Raw genomic sequence first — 20,513 nt, forward strand, 5'->3', positions numbered from 1 at the left:
CCTGCAGAACGGGGCATGTAACCCCTTGCAAGGCCGATATGCCCGCGGTGTGCGCAGTTCAGTCAAGAAATGATCTTGCGCATAGGCGAAACATAATTGCGCATGCAGACCACAATGCTATAACAATCGCGAAATCCAACAAGGAGTGAACCATGGCCTCGTCCCGTCTTGATCCAATTGATCGCAAGATTTTGGCGGAGTTGCAGGCTGATGGCCGGATGACCAATGTGGAGTTGGCCAAGCGGGTTGGTATCTCGGCCCCGCCCTGTCTGCGCCGCGTCCGCACGTTGGAGGAACAGGGCTATATCCGTGGTTATCATGCCGATGTCGACCCGCGCGAGCTGGGCTTTGAGGTGCAGGTGTTTGCCATGGTGGGCCTGCAAAGCCAAGCCGAGGCAGATCTGAGCGCCTTTGAGGCGCGCTGCCGGGCATGGCCGCTGGTCCGCGAATGTCACATGCTCAACGGCGAGGTGGATTTCATCCTCAAATGCGTCGCCCCTGATCTGAGCACCTTTCAGCGGTTCTTGACCGAGGAACTGACGGCGGCGGATAACGTCGCCAGCGTCAAGACCTCACTGGTCATTCGCGGCGCCAAGGATGACCCCGGCGTCCCGTTTGAGATCCTTGAGGCGCGGCTGAGTCAATCTGCCTGACACCGGGCCGCGTTCAGGCCACGATCAGCGTATCCGGCGCATCGAGCGGCAGGCGCAGATGCGCCAATGGTCCGAATTGGTGCGGCTCATGGATATGCGGAAAGAACGATAGAAACAGGTTCAGCATCGTCGGGCCTACGTCGCGCTCGAACCCGGCCCCGGGATGAAAGCTCTCGACTTCGAGCCCGTTGGCGGTGATGAGCGCGTGCCGACGCAGGCAGATGTGATAGAGCGTCACCGCACGCGGCGGTGTCACGCGAAACGTATGCATCCCATCCGCCATCGCATGCGCCGGGCTAAGCACATGATCCGAGCCGATGCTGGCGCGCAGGCTGCGTGGCCGGGTCAGGATACGCGCACCGGGACCCGCCAGAAGATCCAGCATCGGGCGTCCGGCGCCAAAGGCATCCGCCATGACCCGGGTCAGATTGACACGCCGCTGAATGATTTCATCCGGGCGAAGCGTCATCTGGCCGATCCAGATCACTGGCAGCGCTCCATGCGCCGTGGGCAAGAAATCACCCGGCAAGAGATCCTCGACCGCGACCGGGCCGCGCGTGGTGGTGATAAGCGTGCCGCGCGCAAAGGCAGAATGCGCTGCATCAAACAGCGGCAATGCCGGGGCCATCTGCTCTTGGTTCTCGATCTGACCCTCGGGGGTCAGCCATTGGCTGATATACTTGCGCTGCGATAACCGCGCGACATCTGGCATGGCCGAAAGGCGGTGCACGGGTGTGGAATAGGCGGCGTCGGCCGTCAAACGGGGGATGGTCATTGCTGTGTCACCTCAGTCGCAAGGATGTCACAACCGCGTCGGCCCCCACCGACAACGACAGATGGACAAAATCTGTTTACGTTACTGCAAGTATATGCGGGTTCCGCGATCTTTACGTCAATTTTTCGGGATCATTGTTCGCGCAACGCGTCAAGTTTCGGCAATGGGGCGATATTGTTCCCACAAACACCGGGGAGCTTGCCACAATTTGCAAGAGCCTGAAGCGAATCATCCCCCCCCCTCAAGCGGCGGCTTGACGGAATGGCGGCGGGGATAGTATCCTGTTTTTTGAATATATCTGCGGTTCAGAAATTATGAGTCGCGCGAGAATGAAACGGGTTTCAGAAAACGGTTCGCGAATTTGGCGAACAGGCATTGGCTATGATGACATTTAGACGCTTGCTGCGCGGATTGAGGGGGGCTGGTCTTGGACCCGCGCTTCTTGTTCTGTTGCTGGGTGTCCGGGTCGCCACCGCCGCCGCCGTTGACTGTCATCACGAATTGGCCGGTGTCGCGCGTGCGCAAAGTCATACGCAAGAGCTGATCAAGCTGGAGGCGGCTGCCCTTGGGGGAGAGTTGTGTCTGGTCGAGGAGCAATCAGAGGCGCTGAGCCTGCCTGCTTCTGAGACCGCGACCGAGCATGACCGCGCGCATCTCAACACGCCCTGCCCGTTCTTTAAGTCGCCGCTTGCGCTGTCGGATATCGTCATCGCGCCTCAGGCACAGAATTTGGTTTTTTCGCGTGTCGTCCGCGTTTTTGACGACATGCGCGTGGAGGCGGGCAATCTGCCCGGTGGGTATAATCCGCGCGCGCCACCCGTGGTGGCCCTGGGATAGCTGGCATGCGTGCCACCGGGTCTACCCCGTGTGTTCCGCCGTTGATCGACAGAGCACCTCTCCAGCGGGACCTTCGGTGACAGGGACACGTCCCTCGCATGATCTTTCCACCATGCTTACCGCCATCCGGACCGTCTCCAGCGGGCCAGATGGCGGGACAGGCCGGAGGATCAGATCCCGCGTGGCCCATGCCAGCCCCAATTGGCTTCTGAGTGTGACCAAATTTTCAACTGATTGATATGTTAGAGCGAGGGGGCGCAGTGTGCGCCCCCATGTTTTGACGTCGACCTCAAGACAAGAGACTAAGACCATGACACAGGTTTTCCTGCGTGCCGGTGCAGTTTGCGCCGCGCTTGCGCTATGGCTTTCCACCCCACCGGCATCGGCGTATGACGGCGCCGCCCCCACCGCGCCCAAGGACGGGCTGCGCGTCAGCGTGACCGACCTGCCACCGCTGCGCGCCGATGGCCATGCCCCCATTGGCGTGATGGGCGAACACCGCCACAAGACCGGCGGAGTGATGCTGTCCTATCGTTTCATGCATATGGACATGGAAGGCTATCGCAGCGGCACCAACGGGCTGAGCCCCGAGCAGGTGGCGGTGACGCCCAATGCATTTTTCGGCCTGCCGGGCCAACCGCCCAATATCCGGGTTGTGCCCACCAGCATGACCATGGATATGCATATGTTTGGCGCGATGTATGCGCCCAATGACCAGATCAGCCTGATGGCGATGCTGCCCTATGTGATCAAGCAGATGGATCACATCACCTTTGCCGGGCCTGCCGGGACCGTGCGGCTGGGCACGTTCAACACCCAGTCCGAGGGCTGGGGCGATCTCAAACTCGCCGCGCTCTACGGGCTTGGAACCTGGGGCAATCACAAGCTGCACCTGAATTTCGGTGTGAGCTTGCCGACCGGCTCCACGACCGAACGCGCCACGGTGCTGGCCCCCAACGGGATGCAGATGAACATGCGCATGCCTTACGGGATGCAGCTTGGTTCGGGCACTCTCGATCTCTTGCCCGGGCTGACCTATAGCGCGCGCTCCGGCAATACCGGCTGGGGGGCGCAGCTGAGCGGTGTGATCCGCACCGGCAAGAACAACGGCTATCACTTGGGCAATGAGGTGGCGCTGACCAGTTGGACCAGCTATCAGCCCAAGCCGTGGATCAGCCTGTCGGGTCGGATCGAGGCCAAGAGCGTCGCTGAGGTCAGCGGGCGCGATTCGCGGATGGTCGGGCCCTCGCCCACCCTCGATCCCGACAATTACGGCGGCGAGACCGTGACGCTGTTTGCCGGGGTCAACCTCGTGGCGCAGCGGGGTGCGCTGCGCGGCCATCGCCTCGCGCTGGAAATCGGCGCGCCGGTCTATCAGGATCTCAACGGGCTTCAGCTTGAGACCGACTGGACCACCACGCTCGGCTGGCAATACGCCTTCTGAGCGGCCCGGCGCGCGGTTCAGGCCGCGCGCCGCAGGCTGTGCGCCAGCCCTGACATATCCGTGCGCCCCAGTTGCGCCAGTGTCAGGCTTATTTCCTCGGTCATTACCTGCCAGAGCCGGTGCAGCCCGCGCTCTCCTCCCGCCGCCATGGCAAAGAGCAGCGGCCGCCCGAGAAAGGCGAAATTCGCCCCCATGGCATGTGCCTTGACGATATCCTCGCCCGAACGCAGGCCGGAATCGAAGAACAGCGGAAAATCAGGGCCAAGCGCCGCGCGAATCTCGGCCAGCATCAGGATTGGCTGTGGCGCACCGTCAAGCTGTCGCCCGCCATGGCTCGATACCTGAATGGCATCGACCCCGGCGGCGCGCAGACGCACGGCGTCCTCGGCGTCGAGCACGCCCTTGATCACCAGCTTGCGGGGCCAAGCCGCGCGCAGCCGGTCGAGATAGGACCAATCCGCCGCCGCCCGGCTGGCGGTGCGGTCGAACCCGCCATCGCGGAAATTGGCCATTTCGGGCTTGCCATGCCGCAGCGTGCCCAAGGACCAGCGCGGATGCAGAGCGAAATCGACAAATTGACGCGGGCCGATTTTGAACGGCATTTTGAACCCGTGGCGTAATTCGCGCGGGCGGCGGCCCACCTCTGGCACGTCAAGGGTAACGACAAGGGTCTGATACCCCGCCGCGCGCGCCCGCTCGACCAGCGCCATGGTGCCGCTGCCATCGCCGCTGAAATAAAGCTGGAACCACGCGTGACCCTCGGCCACCTCGATCATCTGTTCGAGCGGCGTCGAGGCGACCGTCGAGACCCCCAAGGGCACGCGATCCCGCGCCGCCAACCGCGCCAGCATGAGATCAGCGCCCGGCGTGCTGAGGTTGCACATGCCCATGGGCGTGATGCCAAAGGGCACACGGGCCGCGTGCCCGAACACATCAAGCGACAGGTCGCGCTTGGCCACATTGCACAGGACGCGCGGTTTCAGACGCAGATCGCGCAGGGCGGTGCGGTTCAGCGCCTCGCCATGCCCTTCGCCCGCCGCGCCGTCGATGTAGTCGAACACCATCCAAGGCAGGCGTCGCCGCGCCAGTCGGCGGGCATCCTCGGCGGAATGAATGGCATCGGCCCCCATGTGCGCGCCCTAGCGCATCACATGCACGGCGCAGGGCGCATGGCGCACCACCCGCGCTGCCGTGGACCCCAAAAGGAAATCGCTGAGCCCCGGTTTGTGAGAGCCGACGATGATGCAATCTGCGCCATGTTTCGCGGCATAATCGGTGATTGCCCGCCCCGAATGCCCCTGTAGCATCACCGGCGTGACATCCGGCGCCCCCGCCACACGCTCGGCCAAAAGGGCCTGCGCACGCTTATAAGCGCCTTCGATCACCTCTTCATCGAGATAGGCGCGCACCGAACCCTGAACGGGTTCATAGGCATGCAGCGCGATGATGTCGCCCCCCTCGGCCCTCAGGGCGCGGGCGATTTCCAAGGCCGCCTCGCTGATACCATGTTCCAGTGACAGGCCGACAATGATTTTACGGTACATTTTTCTGGGCTCCGTTTCAGGGGACTAGGATAATTTTGGGGCGGGTCACGCGCCCGGCGCGAATATCGGCAAAGGCGCGGGCACCGTCGCGCAGCGCCCGTTCCTCGATCCAGTCGAGCGCGCCCAAGCGCCCGTCGAACATCGCCTGCGCGCAGTCGCGGAAATCCTGTGCGGTATAGGTATAAGTGCCGATAAAGGTGATCTCTTGCAGGGTCATGCGCCGGATATCGAGACCTCCGGCGGATTGGCCAAGGCCGATATGCACGATCACACCGCCGGGGCGGGCATGGGCCGAGGCCTGCGCGCGCGTGGCCTCGTAGCCCACACCATCGACCACGATGTCGAACTGCTCAGCCGGGTCGAGCGCGTCGGGCGCAAGCGTTTTCTGATCGCAGCGCAGTTCAAGAAAAGCGCGCCGCGCGGCATGCGGCTCGACCATCGTCACATCGGTGATCCCTTGGGCGGCAAGGCTCAGCGCCGCGCCCAGACCAATCGCGCCACCGCCCAGCACCAGCGCCCGGTGCGGGCCATCACCCAGCACCGCACGCCCCAGCCGCACGCCGTGCCAGCCGCAGGCAATCGGTTCGGCCAGCGCCGCCTGATGCGTGGTCACATCATCTGGCAGGCGCATGAGATTGCGCTCTGGCATGGCCAGAAGCCCGGCAAAGGCCCCCTCACGCGGGGGCATCGAAATGATCTGACGGGTGGCACAGAGATTGTCCCGGCCCGACAGGCACGCGGGGCAGGTGCCACATGTCACCAGCGGATTGACCGTCACGCGCTGGCCCTGCATCGCGCCGCTCAGCACCACGCCCGCCGCCTCATGGCCCAGCACCAGCGGCGCGGGGCGGCGTTCGTCATGGCCCAGATAGGCATGCATATCCGAGCCGCAAATGCCCACGCTCTCGACGCGGATCAGCGCCTCGCCATCCCGCGGCACCGGATCGGCCATATCGCGATAATCGAGCGTCTCTGGCCCGGTATAGACTAAAGCCTTCATTTTGCGGTGAACCCCCCATCCAGCATCAGGATTTGCCCGGTGACATACTGCGACGCCTCCGAGCATAAAAAGAGCAGCGGCCCGTCCATATCCTCAGGCTCGCCATTGCGCCCGATACAGGTCTGCGCCGCGTTGCGCGCCGCGCGCTCGGGGTCATTGAACACCGGCGCGGTCAATTCCGTGCGCACGAAACCGGGGGCGAGCGCATTGACGTTGATACCGTGCCGCGACCATGCCTCGGCCATCGCACGGGTCATCTGCGCCACGCCGCCCTTGCTGGCCCCATAGGCGATGCCGCCCTGAAAGGCGCGGAATGATTGCAGCGAGGCGAAATTGACGATCCGGCCCCAGCCCTTGTCCCGCATCGCGGGCACAAGGTGTTGGCTGAGAAAAAATGGTGCGGTGAGGTTGAGCGAGAGCGTCACATCCCAGCCCTCGGGTGTCACCTCATCCGCCGCCTGCCGGGTGTTGATGCCTGCGGCATGCACCACGATGTCGGGCGCACCAAAGGGTTCCGCCGCGCGCTCGGCCAGCGCCCCGAGGTTGTCGCGATCCGCCAGATCATGCGCAATCACGGTACCTTGCGCGCCCACCTCTGCCTGCCAGTCCGCCAACGCATCGGCGCGGCGGGCCACCCCCACCACGCGCGCACCGTGCTGCGCCAAGACCGTGGCCGCGCGCCGCCCAAGGCCCGCGCTTGCGCCTGTGACCAGCGCGACACGGCCCGCGACGTCAAAGAGGCCCGGTTCAGCCATTGGCGGTCAGATCAAAGATTTCATCGGGGAAGTATTTGCGCAGGCGAATATCGGCGGTGCGCGCGTGCCCTTCCATCCCTTCCAGACGCGAAATGCGGGCGGTCGCCTCGGCCACGGGTTTGGCCCCTTCACGGGTGGCGCGCTGCCATGTGACGATCTTCATGTATTTATGCACGCTCAGCCCCCCGGTGTAACTGGCCGCCCCGGATGTGGGCAGAACATGGTTGGTGCCCGATGCCTTGTCACCGAAGGCCACGGTGGTTTCTTCGCCAAGGAACAAAGAGCCGTAGCAGGTCAGCCGCCCCAGCCACCAATCCAGATCCTCAGCCTGTACCGTCAAATGTTCTGGTGCGTAATCGTCAGAGGTGGCCGCCATTTCCTCGCGATCCGCACAGAGGATCACCTCGGCGTAATCGCGCCATGCGGCGGCGGCGTTGTCGCGGTTCACCTCTGGCAGATCGGCGATGAGATCAGGGACAAGGCGCATGACCTCCTCTGCCAGCGGACGATGGTCCGTCACCAGCCAGACAGGCGAGTTATAGCCATGCTCGGCCTGTCCCACGAGATCGGTGGCCACAACCATCGCATCGGCAGTCGCGTCAGCCAGAATAAGGCTGTCGGTCGGGCCTGCGATCATGTCGATGCCAACGCGGCCAAAGAGAATGCGCTTGGCCTCGGCCACGAACTGATTGCCGGGACCGACAAGAATGTTCGCCGGGGGCAGGCCAAAGAGACCAAAGGTCATCGCCGCAACCCCCTGCACGCCGCCCATCGCCATGATCACATCGGCCCCGCAGATATGCGCCGCATAGATGATCGCCGGGGCCACGCCTACACCGGGGCGGGGCGGCGAACAGGCGACGATATGCTGGCAACCCGCCACCTTGGCAGTGGTCACGGTCATGATGGCGCTGGCGATATGGCTATAACGCCCGCCCGGCACATAGCAGCCCGCCGCATGGACAGGGATGCTCTTTTGTCCCGCAATCAGGCCGGGCACCACCTCGACCTCGATATCACACAGCGTTTCACGCTGAGCCTGCGCAAAGCGGCGCACATTGGCATGGGCAAACTCGATATCCCGCTTGAGTTTGTCCGGCACCAACGCCGTGGCGGCGGCAATCTCTTCGGGCGTCAGGATGATGTTGCCCTCATAGCGGTCGAACTTGGCGGCATATTCCAGCGCCACCTTATCGCCCCCCGCCTCGATGTCGGCCAGAATCCCCTGCACCGTCTCATGCACATCGCCGGCATTGGAGGTCGAGGTCAGGGTTGCTTTCTTCAGGTATTCACGGGTCATCACAGGTTCCTATTTGTAGATATCGGGGAGCATCGTGGTTGAAATCGCCGGGATATAGGCAATCAGCAGCACCACGATCAGCATGAAGAACACGAAGGGCACCGCACGCCATGCGATCCGCAGAATGGATTCGCCGGTGATGCCGGACACGACAAAGAGGTTGAGGCCCAAGGGCGGCGTTATGAAACCCACGCCCAGCGCGGTGATCATCATCACGCAGAACTGAATCTCGTTCATGCCGATATTGTCGGCGAGCGGTTTCAGAATGGGCGCAAGGATGACGATATTCGGCGTTGTTTCCATCACGCAGCCCGCCGCAATGAGGATCAGGATCATCAACAGGATCAACACCGCCGGTTCATCGGTAAGGCCTGTGACCGCCGTCACAAACCCTTGCGGCACACCCATAATCGCCAGCGCCTGCGCCAAGGGCAGCGAGAAGGCGATGATCGGCAGGATCACCCCGTTGACCTTGGCCGAACTGATCAGCGTGGCGGGAAAATCCGCCAGTTTGAACGTGCCAAGAATAAAGCCGAGGATCACCGTGACCACAACCGCCGTCGCGCCCGCCTCGGTCGGGGTCAGACGGCCCGAGAAGATGCCGTAGAAAATGATCCCCGGCACGATGAACGCATACCAGCCTGACGCCAGCGCGCGGCCCAGATTGGTGAAATACTCAGCAAATCCGACATTGCCGCCGCCTTCATAGCCATAAATGCGGTTGACCACGATATTGGTGATCAGGATCGACAACAGGATCAGCATCCCCGGAATGAGCGCCGCCACAAAGAGTGTCGAGGCGGAAATACCCAAGACGAGGCCAATAATGATATAGGCAATCGACGGTGGGATGAGGATGCCGGTGCAAGCCCCCGCCGCCACCAGCGCGCAGGCATAGGGGCGCGGGTATCCGCTCTCGACCAGCCGGTCGATGGTCATCCGCCCCACGGCTGCCGCCCCCGCCGCGTCCGAGCCGGAGATGGCTGAGAACATGCCGCAGACCAGTACGGTAGCAGAGCCAAATCCGCCCTTGGCAAACTGCGTCAGCGCCTCGGCGACATTCAGAAACTTGCGGCTGAGCCCGGTGCGCACCAGCACGTCGCCGGTCAGGATGAAGAGCGGCACAGCCGTCAGCGCAAAGGCGTCGATCCCGTCAAACAGGCTCTCGCCCACGAGGCTGAGTGGCAGCGCGCCAGACCACATCAGCATCACAATTGCAGCAGAGCCAATGGCGGCCCAGATCGGCACCGCCAAGGCCACCAGCACCACAAACAGGATCACCGGCCCGTAGAAATCCCAGCCCAGATCGACGGTTTGCGCAAATGTATTCCACATGACGCGCCCCCTCAGTCGAACAGTTGATTGCCTTCGTGAACGGGTGTGCCGTCACGAAGCGCGCGCAAATCGCGCAGGAAGGATTGCACAAGGCGCAAGAGCATCAGGCCAAAGCCCACCGGCACCGCCAAGAGAAACCAGACCATGGACACCCGCAGGCCCGCGCTGACCGACCCGAACTTGGCCGAGACCAGAACCGTCTCCCACGACCAGTAGAGTGCCACGACGGCCACTGCCGCCATCACCAGATCGCCAAAAATATAGAGCGCCGCCTTGGTCCGTGGTCCGACGTAATGCATCAGCACGTCGATGCGGATATGCGCACGTTCGCGCACCGCCGCCGCCGCGCCGATCCACGCCAGATAGATGAAGGCGTAGCGCACGATCTCTTCGCCCCAGACCGAAGAATAGGCAAACACCTCGCGCCGGATCACTTCGATCGCCATGGTGGCGACCAGCATCATGTAAAAGATCAGAAGCGCCCATCGCTCCAGATTGCGGTCTAGTGTGCTGAGCATGTCAAACCTCTCCGGTTCAGGTCGCGCAGGGCGGTCCTGTCCGTTCCGTCGTCCTCATTGCAAAGGCCGGGCGCGGCCATGGCGCGCGCCCGGTGGGTATCGGCTCAGGCGTCGTGGACGTAATATTTGCCCGTCGTGCCCGCCGCCTCGACCAGCTTGTCGAAGGTGTCCATCGAACCGGCCAGTTCGGTCTTGAAGCTATCCCACTCAGAGCGCTGATAGCCCACGGTGTCCTTCCACTCGGCCAGTTGATCGGCGTTCAGCGAATGGAATTCCACCCCCGACTTGGCCATTTCGGCCATCGCAAAGGTACGCGACGAGGGTACCTTGGCGAGGTTCTGATGAAAGCTCATCTCGGACGCCCATTCGATCGCCTCCTGCACATCGCTGGACAGGGTGTTGTACCATTCGAGGTTGCAGGCATAGGTCTGGCTGTCCGGCACCGCCTGAGTGAAGGTGACATGGCTCAGAATATCCTTGAAGCCAAAGGCATAGAGCGCACCCACCGCCGGGTCGAGCGCATCGGCCACACCCTGCTTGATCGCCGAGGGCGTCTCGCCCCATGCGACCGGCGTCGGGTTGGCCCCGCCCATCCGGTAGAACTGTTGCAACATCTGCGAACCGGGCACCCGGAACTTGACCCCTTGCAGGTCAGCCGGGGTCATGATCGGGCCACCGCCGCCCTTGCGCACCGCCATCACACGCGGGTCGATGCAGAAATAGAACATCGGCTTGAAGCCGCGCGCCTCGACCAGCGCATTCACCTCTTTCTTCCAGATATCAGAGGTCACAAGATTGACGAAGCGCTGATTGGCCCCGCAGAAATAGGGCATGTTGATCAGATCGACCGCCGGGGCGAAGGGGGCAAAGTTCGACAACGAGAATTGCCCGGCATTGATCGTGCCGCCCTGCACCTTTTGCGCCAAGGCCGAGCCCACGCCCAACTGCCCACCGGGGGCCAGCTTGACATAGATCTTGCCGTTCGAGGCGTTTTGCAGGTTCTCTTTCACATCGAGCTGTATCATCGGATAGCTGCGCGTGGTGCCCACCACATATTCCGTGGCCAGCGTCATCACATGCTCTGCTGCTGCCTCGCGCTCGCGCTCTTCATTGGCGGTCTGCGCGACCGCTTCGGATGACCACAGCGTGCCTGCCGCCGCCGCCACAACAGCAGCGGTAAAGCTGCCGGTTGTCGCCAGTTTCAGGAAATTGCGCCGCTCTTCTGACGCAAGCTCTTTCATGTCTTCACTCATCGTATCTCCTCCCTGAAGATTTAGTGTTTTATTTACCACGCTTGCGCGCCGCCTCGCTCCTCAACGTGGCGACGACAAAGGTGACAACGGCTGCTGACAACAGCAGCATTTCGCCCACACCCGTGAGGAACGCCGCGTTGCCAAAGGCCCCAAGCGTGATGTTAAGACCAAAGACCGCAAACAGGATCAGCGCTGCGAACAGAAACATGATGCCCTCCCTTACGCCGGGTGTATCGACGATTCGAGTAAAATGTAAGCGCTTACATATCTTCACGCAAGCTGTTATATTTCCAAAATGTCGTTACAGACGGACAGATTCCATTAGACTGCACCCGGATACCAGGATGAACCGACGCCTCTCCGACGCTGCCCCGAACCTGCCGACGCTGGCCGATGTCGCGCGCGCGGCAGGTGTGTCGACCGCCACCGTTTCGCGCTGCCTCAATTCACCCGCGCAGGTGCAAGAGGCCACACGCGACCGGGTGCTGACCGCCGTCGCCAGCCTCGGGTATTCGCCAAATTTCGGCGCGCGCGCCTTGGCGGCGCGGCGCACCGGTACCATTGGCGCGATCATTCCAACGATGGAGAACGCGATCTTTGCCCGCGCCATTCAGGCCTTTCAGGAGGAACTGCACCTCAGCGGCGTGACGCTTTTGGTGGCCTCTTCCTCTTATAACCCGGAAAACGAGGCCGATCAGATCCGTACCCTTGTGGCACGCGGGGCAGACGCGCTTTTGCTCATCGGTCATGATCGAGACCCCGGCATTTACGCCTTTCTCGAACAACGCGGCGTGCCGGTGTTGGTCTCTTGGGCATTTGACCCCACACAGAACCGCCCCTCAATCGGGTTCGACAACCGACGCGCCATGGCGGCGCTTGCCGCAGAGGTTTTGCGCCTCGGGCATCGGCGCATTGGCATGATTTCCGCACCCGCAGAGGGCAACGACCGCGCCCGCGGTCGGATTGATGGCGTGCGCGCCGCGCTCTGCGACCACGGGATTGATCCCGCGACCCTGCATCTGATCGAAACCCCCTACAGCATCGCCAACGGGGCCGACGCCATGGCGCAGTTGATGGCCAAGACCCCGCCCCCAACCGCCGTAATCTGCGGCAATGACGTTCTGGCCGTCGGTGCGGTGCAGATGGCGCGCAAACTGGGCCTGCGCGTGCCCGAGGATGTGTCAATCACCGGCTTTGACGATATTGAACTGGCCACCGTGGTCGATCCGGCCCTGACCACCGTACATGTGCCACATCGCGAAATGGGCCGCGAAGCTGCGCGCTTGCTGGTCGGGATGGTGAACGGGGCCACGCCACCGCCGCCTGTCTGCCTTGAGACAGAGTTTTGCGCGCGCGGCACGCTGGCCGCGCCGCTGAAATGAAAAGGCCCGCCCGCGTGTGACCGAGGCGAGCCTTTTACAAAGACGCTTGGCTGTCTTACTCAGACAAAGAACTGTGCGCCATTGGCCGAGATTGTCGAGCCGTTGATAAAGCTCGCGTCCTCAGACACGAGAAAGCTCACGCAGCGGGCAATTTCCTCGGGCTCGCCCAGACGGCCCGCCGGGATATTGCCGATGATCATTTCGCGGACTTTTTCAGGCACGGCCATGACCATTTCAGTGGCGATATAGCCGGGGCAGATCGCGTTGGCGGTGATGCCCTTGGCCGCGCCCTCTTGGGCCAGAGACTTGATGATCCCCAGATCGCCTGCCTTGGTCGCGGCATAGTTGACCTGACCGAACTGGCCCTTTTGCCCGTTGATCGAGGAAATCACCACGATCCGGCCAAAGCCACGCTCGCGCATGCCCGGCCACACCGGATGCACGGTGTTGAACACGCCGGTCAGGTTGGTGTCGATCACCTCTTTCCATTGCTGCGGCGTCATCTTGTGGAACGGTGCGTCGCGGGTAATCCCGGCGTTGGCAACCACGATGTCGATCGGGCCCAGTTCCGCCTCGACCCGGGCGATGCCCTCTTTCGAGCTGTCATAGTCCGCCACGTTCCATTTATAGGTCTTGATGCCGGTTTCTTCGGTGAACTTGGCGGCGGCCTCATCGTTGCCAGCATAGGTGGCCGCAACGGTGTAGCCATCAGCTTTGAGCGCCTTGGAAATGGCGGCGCCGATTCCACGAGAGCCCCCGGTGACGAGTGCGGTTCTTGCCATGATATCCTCCAATATGGCTGGGACGTTGAAACTTGGTTATCGGTTTGCGTTGAGATACGCAATATTGTTGCGTGATAAAATTTCTGCAATGCGGCTATGGCCGGAAAAGTCATGAAAAAGGGCACCCAATGAGGTGCCCTTGATCCTGAATCACACCGCGCCGAGGAGCCTCACGGCCGTTCGACGCACAGGGCAACGCCCATGCCGCCACCGATGCAGAGCGTGGCAAGTCCCCGCTTGGCATCGCGGCGCTTCATTTCGAACAACAGCGTGTTCAGCACCCGGCAACCCGAGGCGCCAATCGGGTGGCCAATCGCAATCGCGCCGCCATTGACGTTGACGATGGCCGGATCCCAGCCCATTTCCTTGTTGACCGCGCAGGCCTGCGCGGCAAAGGCCTCGTTCGCCTCGACCAGATCGAGATCGGCCACGCTCCACCCGGCCTTGGCCAGCGCCTTGCGGCTGGCATGGATCGGGCCCACGCCCATGATCGACGGATCAAGACCAGCGGTGGCATAGGACGCAATCCGCGCCAACGGCTCGATCCCGCGACGCTCGGCCTCATCGGCGCTCATCAAAAGCGTGGCGGCGGCACCGTCATTGAGACCGCTCGCGTTGGCCGCCGTGACCGACCCGTCCTTGGTAAAGGCGGGGCGCAGTTTCTGCATGGCCTCCATGGTCGCGCCATGGCGGATGTATTCATCCTTGTCGACGATGATGTCACCCTTGCGGGTTTTGACGGTAAAGGCGATCACCTCGTCGTCGAACCTGCCCGCCTTTTGCGCCGCTTCAGCCTTGTTCTGAGAGGCCACGGCGAATTCATCCTGCATGTCGCGGGTGATCTGCCATTGATCGGCCACGTTCTCAGCGGTCTGGCCCATGTGATAGCCGTTGAACGCATCCCAGAGACCATCGCGGATCATGGTATCGATATAGGTCATGTCACCCATCTTGTGACCGGCGCGCAGATAGGCGGCATGGGGGCTCAGCGTCATGTTCTCTTGACCACCGGCGCAGACGATGGCGGCATCCCCAAGCTGGATATGTTGCGCGGCCAGCGCCACGGCGCGCAGTCCCGAGCCACAAACCTGATTGATGCTCCAGGCTGCGGATTCGAGCGGCAGGCCGGCATTGACATGCGCCTGACGGGCCGGGTTCTGGCCCTGTGCGGCGGTCAGCACCTGACCAAGAATCGTTTCCGACACCTCACCTTTTTCAATGCCTGCCCGGGCGACAACAGCCTCGAGCACAGCTGCGCCCAGATCATGCGCCGGTGTGTTGGCGAATGCGCCGCCAAATGAACCGACAGCGGTGCGTGCTGCGGATGCGATTACTACATTGGTCATCTGTGTCCTCCACCAGGATTTGCCCGTGCGCGATGCTAACGCAGGGATGTCACATTTATGTGGCCAATCCTGCGCCGCCTCCGCCGTTACGTGGCGTCATATCGTAGATGCCGCACTGCGGCAACGGACGGAGTGTCACATTCAAGCGATAGCGCGGTCAAGGGCGCTGTCGAGCCAAGGTGGGCGCACCGTGGGGGCACCAAAGTAATATCCTTGCAGACAGTCGATCCCCAGCGCCGCCAGATAGGCCGCATCCTCGGGTTTCTCGACGCTCTCCGCGACGGTCACCATGTCGAACTGTTGGCCGACACTGACCAGCGCGGCGGTCAGCACCTGATTGTCGGCGTCCGTTGCAATGCCACGCACAAACTGCCCGTCGATCTTGAGAATATCGAAGTAAAACTCCTTGAGAAACCGAAACGAGGTATAGCCCGCCCCGAAATCATCCAAGGCAAAGCTGAGTCCCTTGGCTTGCATATCCTTCATGAAGCCTGTCACCAGCTCTGGCACCAGCATGGCCGAGCCTTCAGTAATCTCCAGAATCAGCCGCTCGCCAATGGTGGGGTCATCACCCAACCCCTTTTTCAGGGTGCGCATCCAGCGGGAATACCCAATCGAGCGCGCCGACATATTGATCGCCAGCCGCAGGTCAGGATAGTTGATCAGCGTGCGCAGCCCCTTTTCCAGCGCCAGACAGTCAATGATTCGCCCGGTTTCCGTCACCTCGATCTGAGTGATGAAATCCTTGGCCGGAATCACCCGGCCAGTGGCATCCAGAACCCGAATCAGCGCCTCGTAAAACGCGGGCTTGTCCTGTTGTCGGGTGGGCACCACAGCCTGATAGGCCAAAAGCACCTGTTTGTGGCGGACCGCCTGATTGACCATGTCGATCACCGAGCGATCCCGCGCTGACACGGCATAGGACAGCGGGGTATCAAACCCTGCCGGGATATCGGCCCATTTGTGTTTCTGTCCCATCTGCCCCTCCGAAACGCGCGTATTCTCAAACTGGGGCAGATGCCTTAAGGATCGCTTAAAGCGCGCATTTGAACGATACCGCGCGCCCGTGCCGGGCAGGAGGGAAAAACCATGGACCGCTGTGGCTGGGTCAGTGCCGATCCGCTCTATATTTCCTATCACGATACCGAATGGGGCGTGCCCGAATATGACAGCCGCGCCCTCTGGGAAAAGCTTATTCTCGACGGTTTTCAGGCGGGGCTGAGCTGGATCACCATTCTGCGCAAACGCGAGAATTTTCGCGCGGCATTCCAAGGGTTTGACCCCGATGTGATCGTCGGATGGGGAGATGCAGAGGTGGCCCGGCTGCTGGCTGATCCGGGCATTATCCGCCACCGTGGCAAGATCGAGGCGACGATCACCAATGCCCGGATCTGGGCGGCGATCGAGGCCGAGCAGGGCTTTGATACCTATCTCTGGAATTACATGGGCGGGCGGCCGCTTCAGAACCGATGGCAGAGCCTTGCTGAGGTGCCAGCCCAGACCGATATTTCACGAGAACTTTCCAAGGATTTGAAGAAAAGAGGTTTCAAATTTTGTGGGCCCACCATCACCTACGCCTTCATGCAGGCGGTGGGCATGGTCAACGATCACCTCATCACCTGTCCCTGCCATGCGCCTGTGGCCCGGATCGGCCAAGAACACCGCAAGACCTAATCGACGGGCCGGATCAGCTTGCGTTCCAGCACGCGCAGCACGGTGCGCAGGTCATGGCCGCGTTTGAGCACCCGGCCATCCATGCCGATCACCGCATATTGCCCCTGTTTGCCCTGCATTTTCGGCCGCTTTTCAATGCGGTAAAGCGGATGCTCGGCGGTGCGCCGAAAAATCGAGAACACCGCAACCTCTCGCAGGCAGGAAATACCATAATCGCGCCATTCCCCCGCCGCGACCATCCGCCCATAGAGCGACAGGATCACACCCAGTTCACTGCGCTGAAACGCCACCTGCAACGGTAAGGAATGCGCGCCCGCAAGCGGGCCGAGGCTTTGAAAACTCATACCATCAGAGTTGCGCCAATCCCACGCCAAATCAAGCGCTTTCACATATGGGCCCCGCGTGGCCGACACTCATGCACGATGTTCGGGCGGCACCCAGTCGGCGGTGTCGCGGTTCCAGAAGCGATTGGGGTTGTCCTCATCCATACCACGCCGATGGCGGCAGCGCCGCGCGGGCACGAGATGTATCACCGGCTCTTCATAGGGGTGAGCGGCGTAGATGGCGCGGATCAGCGCGTCGAGCGCCGCACCGCTGGCGGTCGTGAATATCTGCCATTCGAGGCACGCCACCTCGAGTGTCTGCTCGGTCGCGCGGTTTCTGCCACCCCCACGCGAACGAAACCGCTGTACCCCTGCCGCGCTGTGGAACGACACCCGGTCGTAATCGCCATGCGCCAGCGGATCGCAACCGAGAACCGCCGCCTCGACCCGTGGCAACGCCTCGGCAGGAAGCTGCACGAGGATGCGCAGCCCGGACTCGATATGATAGCGCTCAGGCATGGTTCAGCACCTCTGGGTCGCCTCCGATCATGGCCGTCAACGCATCTTGTCCGCGCGGGGTCAGCCGCAGGCCTCGCCTTGGCCCGGCGGGCCGTATCCAATCCTCGGCACGCGCGTGCTCCAGCATGGCCCGGCCAAGCGCCCCGCCGAGATGATCGCGACGTTCGGACCAGTCGAGGCAGGGCTTGGCCACGACCTCCCCCACCCCGTCAGGCAGGGTAACACCAAGCCCGCGCCAGAGTGGTGAGGGCAGCGCCACCATCCCTTCGCCGTTACGCCGCAAGGCGCCCCGTGCGATCAGCGCCTCGCAGAGCGCAACCGCGACGGTTCCGGCAAGGTGGTTATAACAGCATCTCAGCGGCGCAAGCTCTGCCGCCTTGGCCCGCTGCCTCTGCGCCAGGTGGTCAAGCGGTGTCAGTGAGGCGACATGCTCCAGCATTGCGGCCACCTCTGGCCCCGCGATCCGGTGATAGAGATTGCGCCCGCAGCGGCGCTGCGCGATCAGCCCCGCCACGGCAAGATGATGCAGATGCACACTCGCGGTCTGCGCGGTGATCCCGGCGTCGGCGGCCAGTTCCTTGTTGGTCCAGGCGCGCCCGTCCATCATCGCGCAGAGCATCCGCGCACGGCTCGCATTGGCGAGCGCATAGCCTGTGATATCCAGTCGTGGTGTTGTCATGCGGTCAGCTTGCGCCGCGTTGCGGAGAAGGTCCAGCGTCAACGCTTCGTGAATTGCCTGAGCATTCGCCCCTCAGGCAAAGCGCCCCTGACAGAACCACCCCCCCGAGATTTGCCCGCCATAGGCCCGAAACAGCCAGAGCCGTTCACCGCGTGTCGTCACCACCTGCCAGTAATCGCGCACACCGCTGCGCCAGCGGGGATCATCCAGCCACCATTCCGGGGCAATACGTTCCGGGCCGGTGGCGCCCGCCACCTCATGCCCTCGTCCACGCCAGCGAAAGGGCTGCATGGCATCGCCCTCTTCAGGCCGCATGACCGGCTCTGGCAACCACAGCAGCAGGGGGCGCGGTGCCTCTGGCCAGGGCCAGGGTGTGGGCGCAGGCACCGACCATGCCGCGGCAAGGGCGGTCGCGCATTTCTCGGGAATGTGGCTTTCGGCCGGGTGGCGGCGGGTGATCACCTCCAGCCCGATCCGCCCCCCCAGCCGGGTGATCAGATCCGCCAGCACCGCGTCCTGCTCTGCCGTGCCGCGCCCCATGCCCATGCCGCTCTCGCCCTGACGGGTTTCCATCCGTGACGTGACAACCGCCTCAAGCCGCAGCATATCAATGCCAAACCCGGCCTCGATCCCGTCAAGCTGCATCTCCAACAAGGGCAGCATCGCCTCGGGGCGGTCGACGGTGCGTGCCAGCCGCACATCGACCGATTGCAGGGTGCCATCAGCACGAAACACCTCGAGCCGCAGATGCCGCGTGCCGATGGCCTTGTCCTGCAAGAGCACGCAAAGCCGCTCGGTCAGCCGCGTGAGCGCGGCCCAAACATCCTCGCGCAGACCGATTGGGTCAGGCAGGCTGAGCCGGGTGGCAAAGCGCGGCGGCGGGGCAGAGGGCGACATCGGTTCCGGCACATGGCCAAACGCCTGATCCAGCCGCAACATCACCTCGGGCCCGAAGCGGCGGGTCACAGCCGCGCGCGGCTGATCGGCCAGTTCTCCGATCCGCCGCAGCCCGATCCGTGCCAGATCGGTCACCAGCTTGGGCGGCAACCGCAGCGCCGCTATCGGCAAGGGGGCCAGCATGCCGGGCAAGAGACCGGGCGGGGCAATCTCTGCGATACGGGATGTGACCTGCACCGCAGGGCCACCACCCCCCCGCTCCCAATGGCGCCGCTTGGCGGCGCGCGACCGGGTGGCGCGGGCCTCTTGGTCGATCGCATCGCCAGACCGGACCGGGGCCACCCCCTGCCCTGCAAACCGCGCCAGCGCCCAAGCGCCGCCCACCGTATCGGCCAACCCACAGCGCAGGCTCAGCCCCAGATCCGCCGCCTCTTGACGCACCGTGGCGATCAGCCCCTCCTCACCACCAAAGAGATGCGCGCATCCGGTGACATCGAGCAACAGGCCCGACGCGCCATCAAGCCCCACCAGCGGCGAAAATCTCTCGGCCCAACGCCCCAGCGCACATAAAAACCCCGCCTCTGCCGCGCGGTTCTGCGGGCGGGTGATCAGATCGGGGCAGAGCGCCTGCGCGGTGCGCAACGGTTGCCCCGGCATGAGCCCCCGCGCCTCTGCCCTGTCCGAGAGCGAGGTCAGCACCTGATTATGCGCCTCGGAACTGACCACAGCAAAGAGCCGCGTGTCGCGATCCGTGGCCCGCCGCAACAGCCGCTCAGCCCCAAGCCGGGGAAACCAGATCGACAGGATACGGCGTGGGGGCATGGTTATTTGTTCTCTATTTGTTCTTATTCAAATAAAGCTACTGCCGGTCAGAGTCGAGTCTGTTACCGGTTTATCCGCACCAGATCCGCGTGATCACGCCGTTTGCATCATGCTCGATATTGAGCCGGTCGGGGCGGTGATCCATCGTCATCATCGCACCCGGCGGCAAGAGGCGCAGAGCGGCGGCGCTGGTGGTAAAATCCTGTGCCACAACCGGCGTGCCGATCAGCGGCTGCATATGCGCCGCGCCGCAATCGTCCTCTTCGGGGGCCTCGTCCTTTGGGCCGAGACACCCCGCCAGTACGCCGATCATCAGCGCCGCGCCAAGGAAATGCTTCATGTTTTTGCCCATCTTGTCAGAAATTGCCGCAATCCGATGCCTGCACGACGCTCTGGATATTGAAACAGCACGCCGCATGACGCAAGACTGACGCAAATTCAAAGGAAAGGATACATTATGCGGACACGCGCTGCGGTTGCGGTTGAGGCTGGCAAGCCGATGGAGATCATGGAGGTGAACCTCGAAGGTCCGAAGGCGGGCGAGGTTCTGGTTGAGATCAAGGCGACGGGGCTGTGCCACACCGATGATTTCACGCTGTCCGGGGCCGATCCCGAGGGGGCGTTTCCGGCGATTCTGGGCCATGAGGGCGCGGGTGTGGTGCTTGAGGTGGGCCC

General features: G+C 62.8%; 24 protein-coding genes. 6 read left to right on the top strand and 18 right to left on the bottom strand.

What is annotated here, in order from left to right:
• Positions 1 to 152 precede the first annotated feature (152 nt).
• Positions 153 to 653: an Lrp/AsnC family transcriptional regulator gene (locus ACN0SW_RS04115; protein ID WP_417726631.1), complete on the top strand. Its 501-nt coding sequence runs from the start codon at positions 153 to 155 to the stop codon at positions 651 to 653.
• A 13-nt stretch (positions 654 to 666) separates the two neighbouring features.
• Here the strand turns inward: ACN0SW_RS04115 and ACN0SW_RS04120 are convergent, their stop codons facing one another.
• A complete protein-coding gene (locus tag ACN0SW_RS04120) occupies positions 667 to 1,428 on the bottom strand; it encodes a Hint domain-containing protein (protein ID WP_417726632.1) in 762 nt (253 codons plus the stop codon).
• Between the two features lie 381 nt (positions 1,429 to 1,809).
• Here ACN0SW_RS04120 and ACN0SW_RS04125 point away from each other — a divergent pair, with 381 nt between their 5' ends.
• Positions 1,810 to 2,265, top strand: coding sequence for a hypothetical protein (locus tag ACN0SW_RS04125; protein ID WP_417726633.1), 456 nt, complete (start codon positions 1,810 to 1,812; stop codon positions 2,263 to 2,265).
• Between the two features lie 310 nt (positions 2,266 to 2,575).
• Positions 2,576 to 3,709: a transporter gene (locus ACN0SW_RS04130; protein ID WP_417726634.1), complete on the top strand. Its 1,134-nt coding sequence runs from the start codon at positions 2,576 to 2,578 to the stop codon at positions 3,707 to 3,709.
• Between the two features lie 17 nt (positions 3,710 to 3,726).
• Here ACN0SW_RS04130 and ACN0SW_RS04135 read toward each other — a convergent pair whose 3' ends face one another.
• The 9 genes from ACN0SW_RS04135 to ACN0SW_RS04175 form a co-directional block, all read right to left on the bottom strand.
• Positions 3,727 to 4,839, bottom strand: coding sequence for an alpha-hydroxy acid oxidase (locus tag ACN0SW_RS04135; RefSeq protein ID WP_417726635.1), 1,113 nt, complete (start codon positions 4,837 to 4,839; stop codon positions 3,727 to 3,729).
• A gap of 9 nt (positions 4,840 to 4,848) precedes the next feature.
• On the bottom strand, positions 4,849 to 5,253 hold the full coding sequence (locus ACN0SW_RS04140; RefSeq protein WP_417726636.1) for a universal stress protein: 405 nt from the start codon (positions 5,251 to 5,253) through the stop codon (positions 4,849 to 4,851).
• 16 nt (positions 5,254 to 5,269) lie between these two features.
• Complete coding sequence (locus ACN0SW_RS04145) at positions 5,270 to 6,253, bottom strand: zinc-dependent alcohol dehydrogenase (RefSeq protein WP_417726637.1); 984 nt, start codon at positions 6,251 to 6,253, stop codon at positions 5,270 to 5,272.
• Positions 6,250 to 7,008 carry an SDR family NAD(P)-dependent oxidoreductase gene (locus ACN0SW_RS04150; protein WP_417726638.1) on the bottom strand — a complete coding sequence of 253 codons (759 nt, stop codon included), beginning with the start codon at positions 7,006 to 7,008 and terminating at the stop codon, positions 6,250 to 6,252. Before ACN0SW_RS04150 ends, ACN0SW_RS04145 begins: the two co-directional genes overlap by 4 nt.
• On the bottom strand, positions 7,001 to 8,308 hold the full coding sequence (gene hisD / locus ACN0SW_RS04155; protein WP_417726639.1) for a histidinol dehydrogenase: 1,308 nt from the start codon (positions 8,306 to 8,308) through the stop codon (positions 7,001 to 7,003). Before hisD ends, ACN0SW_RS04150 begins: the two co-directional genes overlap by 8 nt.
• Positions 8,309 to 8,317: 9 nt before the next feature.
• Complete coding sequence (locus ACN0SW_RS04160) at positions 8,318 to 9,643, bottom strand: TRAP transporter large permease (RefSeq protein ID WP_417726640.1); 1,326 nt, start codon at positions 9,641 to 9,643, stop codon at positions 8,318 to 8,320.
• A gap of 11 nt (positions 9,644 to 9,654) precedes the next feature.
• Positions 9,655 to 10,161, bottom strand: coding sequence for a TRAP transporter small permease (locus ACN0SW_RS04165; RefSeq protein ID WP_417726641.1), 507 nt, complete (start codon positions 10,159 to 10,161; stop codon positions 9,655 to 9,657).
• A gap of 104 nt (positions 10,162 to 10,265) precedes the next feature.
• Positions 10,266 to 11,414, bottom strand: a complete 1,149-nt coding sequence (locus tag ACN0SW_RS04170; protein WP_417726642.1) for a TRAP transporter substrate-binding protein — start codon at positions 11,412 to 11,414, stop codon at positions 10,266 to 10,268.
• A gap of 28 nt (positions 11,415 to 11,442) precedes the next feature.
• Positions 11,443 to 11,622, bottom strand: coding sequence for a hypothetical protein (locus ACN0SW_RS04175; protein WP_417726643.1), 180 nt, complete (start codon positions 11,620 to 11,622; stop codon positions 11,443 to 11,445).
• 136 nt (positions 11,623 to 11,758) lie between these two features.
• Between ACN0SW_RS04175 and ACN0SW_RS04180 the strand changes: the two genes are divergently transcribed.
• Positions 11,759 to 12,796 carry a LacI family DNA-binding transcriptional regulator gene (locus ACN0SW_RS04180; protein ID WP_417726644.1) on the top strand — a complete coding sequence of 346 codons (1,038 nt, stop codon included), beginning with the start codon at positions 11,759 to 11,761 and terminating at the stop codon, positions 12,794 to 12,796.
• Between the two features lie 59 nt (positions 12,797 to 12,855).
• On the opposite strand, the gene phbB is transcribed toward ACN0SW_RS04180, so the two are convergent.
• From phbB to ACN0SW_RS04195, 3 genes are all read right to left on the bottom strand, one after another.
• Positions 12,856 to 13,578: an acetoacetyl-CoA reductase gene (gene phbB, locus ACN0SW_RS04185; protein ID WP_417726645.1), complete on the bottom strand. Its 723-nt coding sequence runs from the start codon at positions 13,576 to 13,578 to the stop codon at positions 12,856 to 12,858.
• 170 nt (positions 13,579 to 13,748) lie between these two features.
• Positions 13,749 to 14,924, bottom strand: coding sequence for an acetyl-CoA C-acetyltransferase (locus tag ACN0SW_RS04190; protein WP_417726646.1), 1,176 nt, complete (start codon positions 14,922 to 14,924; stop codon positions 13,749 to 13,751).
• A gap of 141 nt (positions 14,925 to 15,065) precedes the next feature.
• Positions 15,066 to 15,902 (bottom strand): EAL domain-containing protein, encoded by an 837-nt coding sequence (locus ACN0SW_RS04195; RefSeq protein ID WP_417726647.1) that lies wholly within the window; start codon positions 15,900 to 15,902, stop codon positions 15,066 to 15,068.
• Positions 15,903 to 16,013: 111 nt separating this feature from the next.
• On the opposite strand from ACN0SW_RS04195, the gene ACN0SW_RS04200 reads away from it, so the two are divergent.
• A complete protein-coding gene (locus ACN0SW_RS04200; RefSeq protein WP_417726648.1) occupies positions 16,014 to 16,598 on the top strand; it encodes a DNA-3-methyladenine glycosylase I in 585 nt (194 codons plus the stop codon).
• On the opposite strand, the gene ACN0SW_RS04205 is transcribed toward ACN0SW_RS04200, so the two are convergent.
• The 5 genes from ACN0SW_RS04205 to ACN0SW_RS04225 form a co-directional block, all read right to left on the bottom strand.
• Complete coding sequence (locus ACN0SW_RS04205) at positions 16,595 to 16,942, bottom strand: DUF2794 domain-containing protein (RefSeq protein ID WP_417726662.1); 348 nt, start codon at positions 16,940 to 16,942, stop codon at positions 16,595 to 16,597. The two genes, ACN0SW_RS04200 and ACN0SW_RS04205, sit on opposite strands and share 4 nt — an antisense overlap.
• A 69-nt stretch (positions 16,943 to 17,011) precedes the next feature.
• Positions 17,012 to 17,440, bottom strand: a complete 429-nt coding sequence (locus ACN0SW_RS04210; RefSeq protein ID WP_417726649.1) for a hypothetical protein — start codon at positions 17,438 to 17,440, stop codon at positions 17,012 to 17,014.
• Positions 17,433 to 18,119 carry an ArsR/SmtB family transcription factor gene (locus ACN0SW_RS04215; protein ID WP_417726650.1) on the bottom strand — a complete coding sequence of 229 codons (687 nt, stop codon included), beginning with the start codon at positions 18,117 to 18,119 and terminating at the stop codon, positions 17,433 to 17,435. Before ACN0SW_RS04215 ends, ACN0SW_RS04210 begins: the two co-directional genes overlap by 8 nt.
• A gap of 72 nt (positions 18,120 to 18,191) precedes the next feature.
• Positions 18,192 to 19,838, bottom strand: a complete 1,647-nt coding sequence (locus ACN0SW_RS04220) for a Y-family DNA polymerase (protein ID WP_417726651.1) — start codon at positions 19,836 to 19,838, stop codon at positions 18,192 to 18,194.
• Positions 19,839 to 19,908: 70 nt separating this feature from the next.
• A complete protein-coding gene (locus ACN0SW_RS04225; RefSeq protein ID WP_417726652.1) occupies positions 19,909 to 20,178 on the bottom strand; it encodes an I78 family peptidase inhibitor in 270 nt (89 codons plus the stop codon).
• A gap of 117 nt (positions 20,179 to 20,295) precedes the next feature.
• On the opposite strand from ACN0SW_RS04225, the gene ACN0SW_RS04230 reads away from it, so the two are divergent.
• On the top strand, positions 20,296 to 20,513 hold a 218-nt coding region (locus ACN0SW_RS04230), incomplete at its 3' end, for an alcohol dehydrogenase catalytic domain-containing protein (protein WP_417726653.1).

The organism is Roseovarius sp., from assembly GCF_048262375.1.
In the GTDB taxonomy this organism is placed as follows: domain Bacteria; phylum Pseudomonadota; class Alphaproteobacteria; order Rhodobacterales; family Rhodobacteraceae; genus Roseovarius.

Excerpts from the sequence above, each read along its gene's own strand:
- ACN0SW_RS04135 (WP_417726635.1), bottom strand. The coding sequence starts at position 4,839 with ATGGGGGCCGATGCCATTCATTCCGCCGAGGATGCCCGCCGACTGGCG.
- ACN0SW_RS04140 (WP_417726636.1), bottom strand. The coding sequence starts at position 5,253 with ATGTACCGTAAAATCATTGTCGGCCTGTCACTGGAACATGGTATCAGC.
- hisD (WP_417726639.1), bottom strand. The coding sequence starts at position 8,308 with ATGACCCGTGAATACCTGAAGAAAGCAACCCTGACCTCGACCTCCAAT.
- ACN0SW_RS04170 (WP_417726642.1), bottom strand. The coding sequence starts at position 11,414 with ATGAGTGAAGACATGAAAGAGCTTGCGTCAGAAGAGCGGCGCAATTTC.
- ACN0SW_RS04195 (WP_417726647.1), bottom strand. The coding sequence starts at position 15,902 with ATGGGACAGAAACACAAATGGGCCGATATCCCGGCAGGGTTTGATACC.
- ACN0SW_RS04215 (WP_417726650.1), bottom strand. The coding sequence starts at position 18,119 with ATGACAACACCACGACTGGATATCACAGGCTATGCGCTCGCCAATGCG.
- ACN0SW_RS04125 (WP_417726633.1), top strand. The coding sequence starts at position 1,810 with ATGATGACATTTAGACGCTTGCTGCGCGGATTGAGGGGGGCTGGTCTT.
- ACN0SW_RS04145 (WP_417726637.1), bottom strand. The coding sequence starts at position 6,253 with ATGAAGGCTTTAGTCTATACCGGGCCAGAGACGCTCGATTATCGCGAT.
- ACN0SW_RS04150 (WP_417726638.1), bottom strand. The coding sequence starts at position 7,008 with ATGGCTGAACCGGGCCTCTTTGACGTCGCGGGCCGTGTCGCGCTGGTC.
- ACN0SW_RS04120 (WP_417726632.1), bottom strand. The coding sequence starts at position 1,428 with ATGACCATCCCCCGTTTGACGGCCGACGCCGCCTATTCCACACCCGTG.
- ACN0SW_RS04160 (WP_417726640.1), bottom strand. The coding sequence starts at position 9,643 with ATGTGGAATACATTTGCGCAAACCGTCGATCTGGGCTGGGATTTCTAC.
- ACN0SW_RS04115 (WP_417726631.1), top strand. The coding sequence starts at position 153 with ATGGCCTCGTCCCGTCTTGATCCAATTGATCGCAAGATTTTGGCGGAG.
- ACN0SW_RS04130 (WP_417726634.1), top strand. The coding sequence starts at position 2,576 with ATGACACAGGTTTTCCTGCGTGCCGGTGCAGTTTGCGCCGCGCTTGCG.
- ACN0SW_RS04210 (WP_417726649.1), bottom strand. The coding sequence starts at position 17,440 with ATGCCTGAGCGCTATCATATCGAGTCCGGGCTGCGCATCCTCGTGCAG.
- ACN0SW_RS04180 (WP_417726644.1), top strand. The coding sequence starts at position 11,759 with ATGAACCGACGCCTCTCCGACGCTGCCCCGAACCTGCCGACGCTGGCC.
- ACN0SW_RS04205 (WP_417726662.1), bottom strand. The coding sequence starts at position 16,942 with ATGAGTTTTCAAAGCCTCGGCCCGCTTGCGGGCGCGCATTCCTTACCG.
- ACN0SW_RS04190 (WP_417726646.1), bottom strand. The coding sequence starts at position 14,924 with ATGACCAATGTAGTAATCGCATCCGCAGCACGCACCGCTGTCGGTTCA.
- ACN0SW_RS04225 (WP_417726652.1), bottom strand. The coding sequence starts at position 20,178 with ATGAAGCATTTCCTTGGCGCGGCGCTGATGATCGGCGTACTGGCGGGG.
- ACN0SW_RS04200 (WP_417726648.1), top strand. The coding sequence starts at position 16,014 with ATGGACCGCTGTGGCTGGGTCAGTGCCGATCCGCTCTATATTTCCTAT.
- ACN0SW_RS04220 (WP_417726651.1), bottom strand. The coding sequence starts at position 19,838 with ATGCCCCCACGCCGTATCCTGTCGATCTGGTTTCCCCGGCTTGGGGCT.
- ACN0SW_RS04175 (WP_417726643.1), bottom strand. The coding sequence starts at position 11,622 with ATGTTTCTGTTCGCAGCGCTGATCCTGTTTGCGGTCTTTGGTCTTAAC.
- ACN0SW_RS04165 (WP_417726641.1), bottom strand. The coding sequence starts at position 10,161 with ATGCTCAGCACACTAGACCGCAATCTGGAGCGATGGGCGCTTCTGATC.
- phbB (WP_417726645.1), bottom strand. The coding sequence starts at position 13,578 with ATGGCAAGAACCGCACTCGTCACCGGGGGCTCTCGTGGAATCGGCGCC.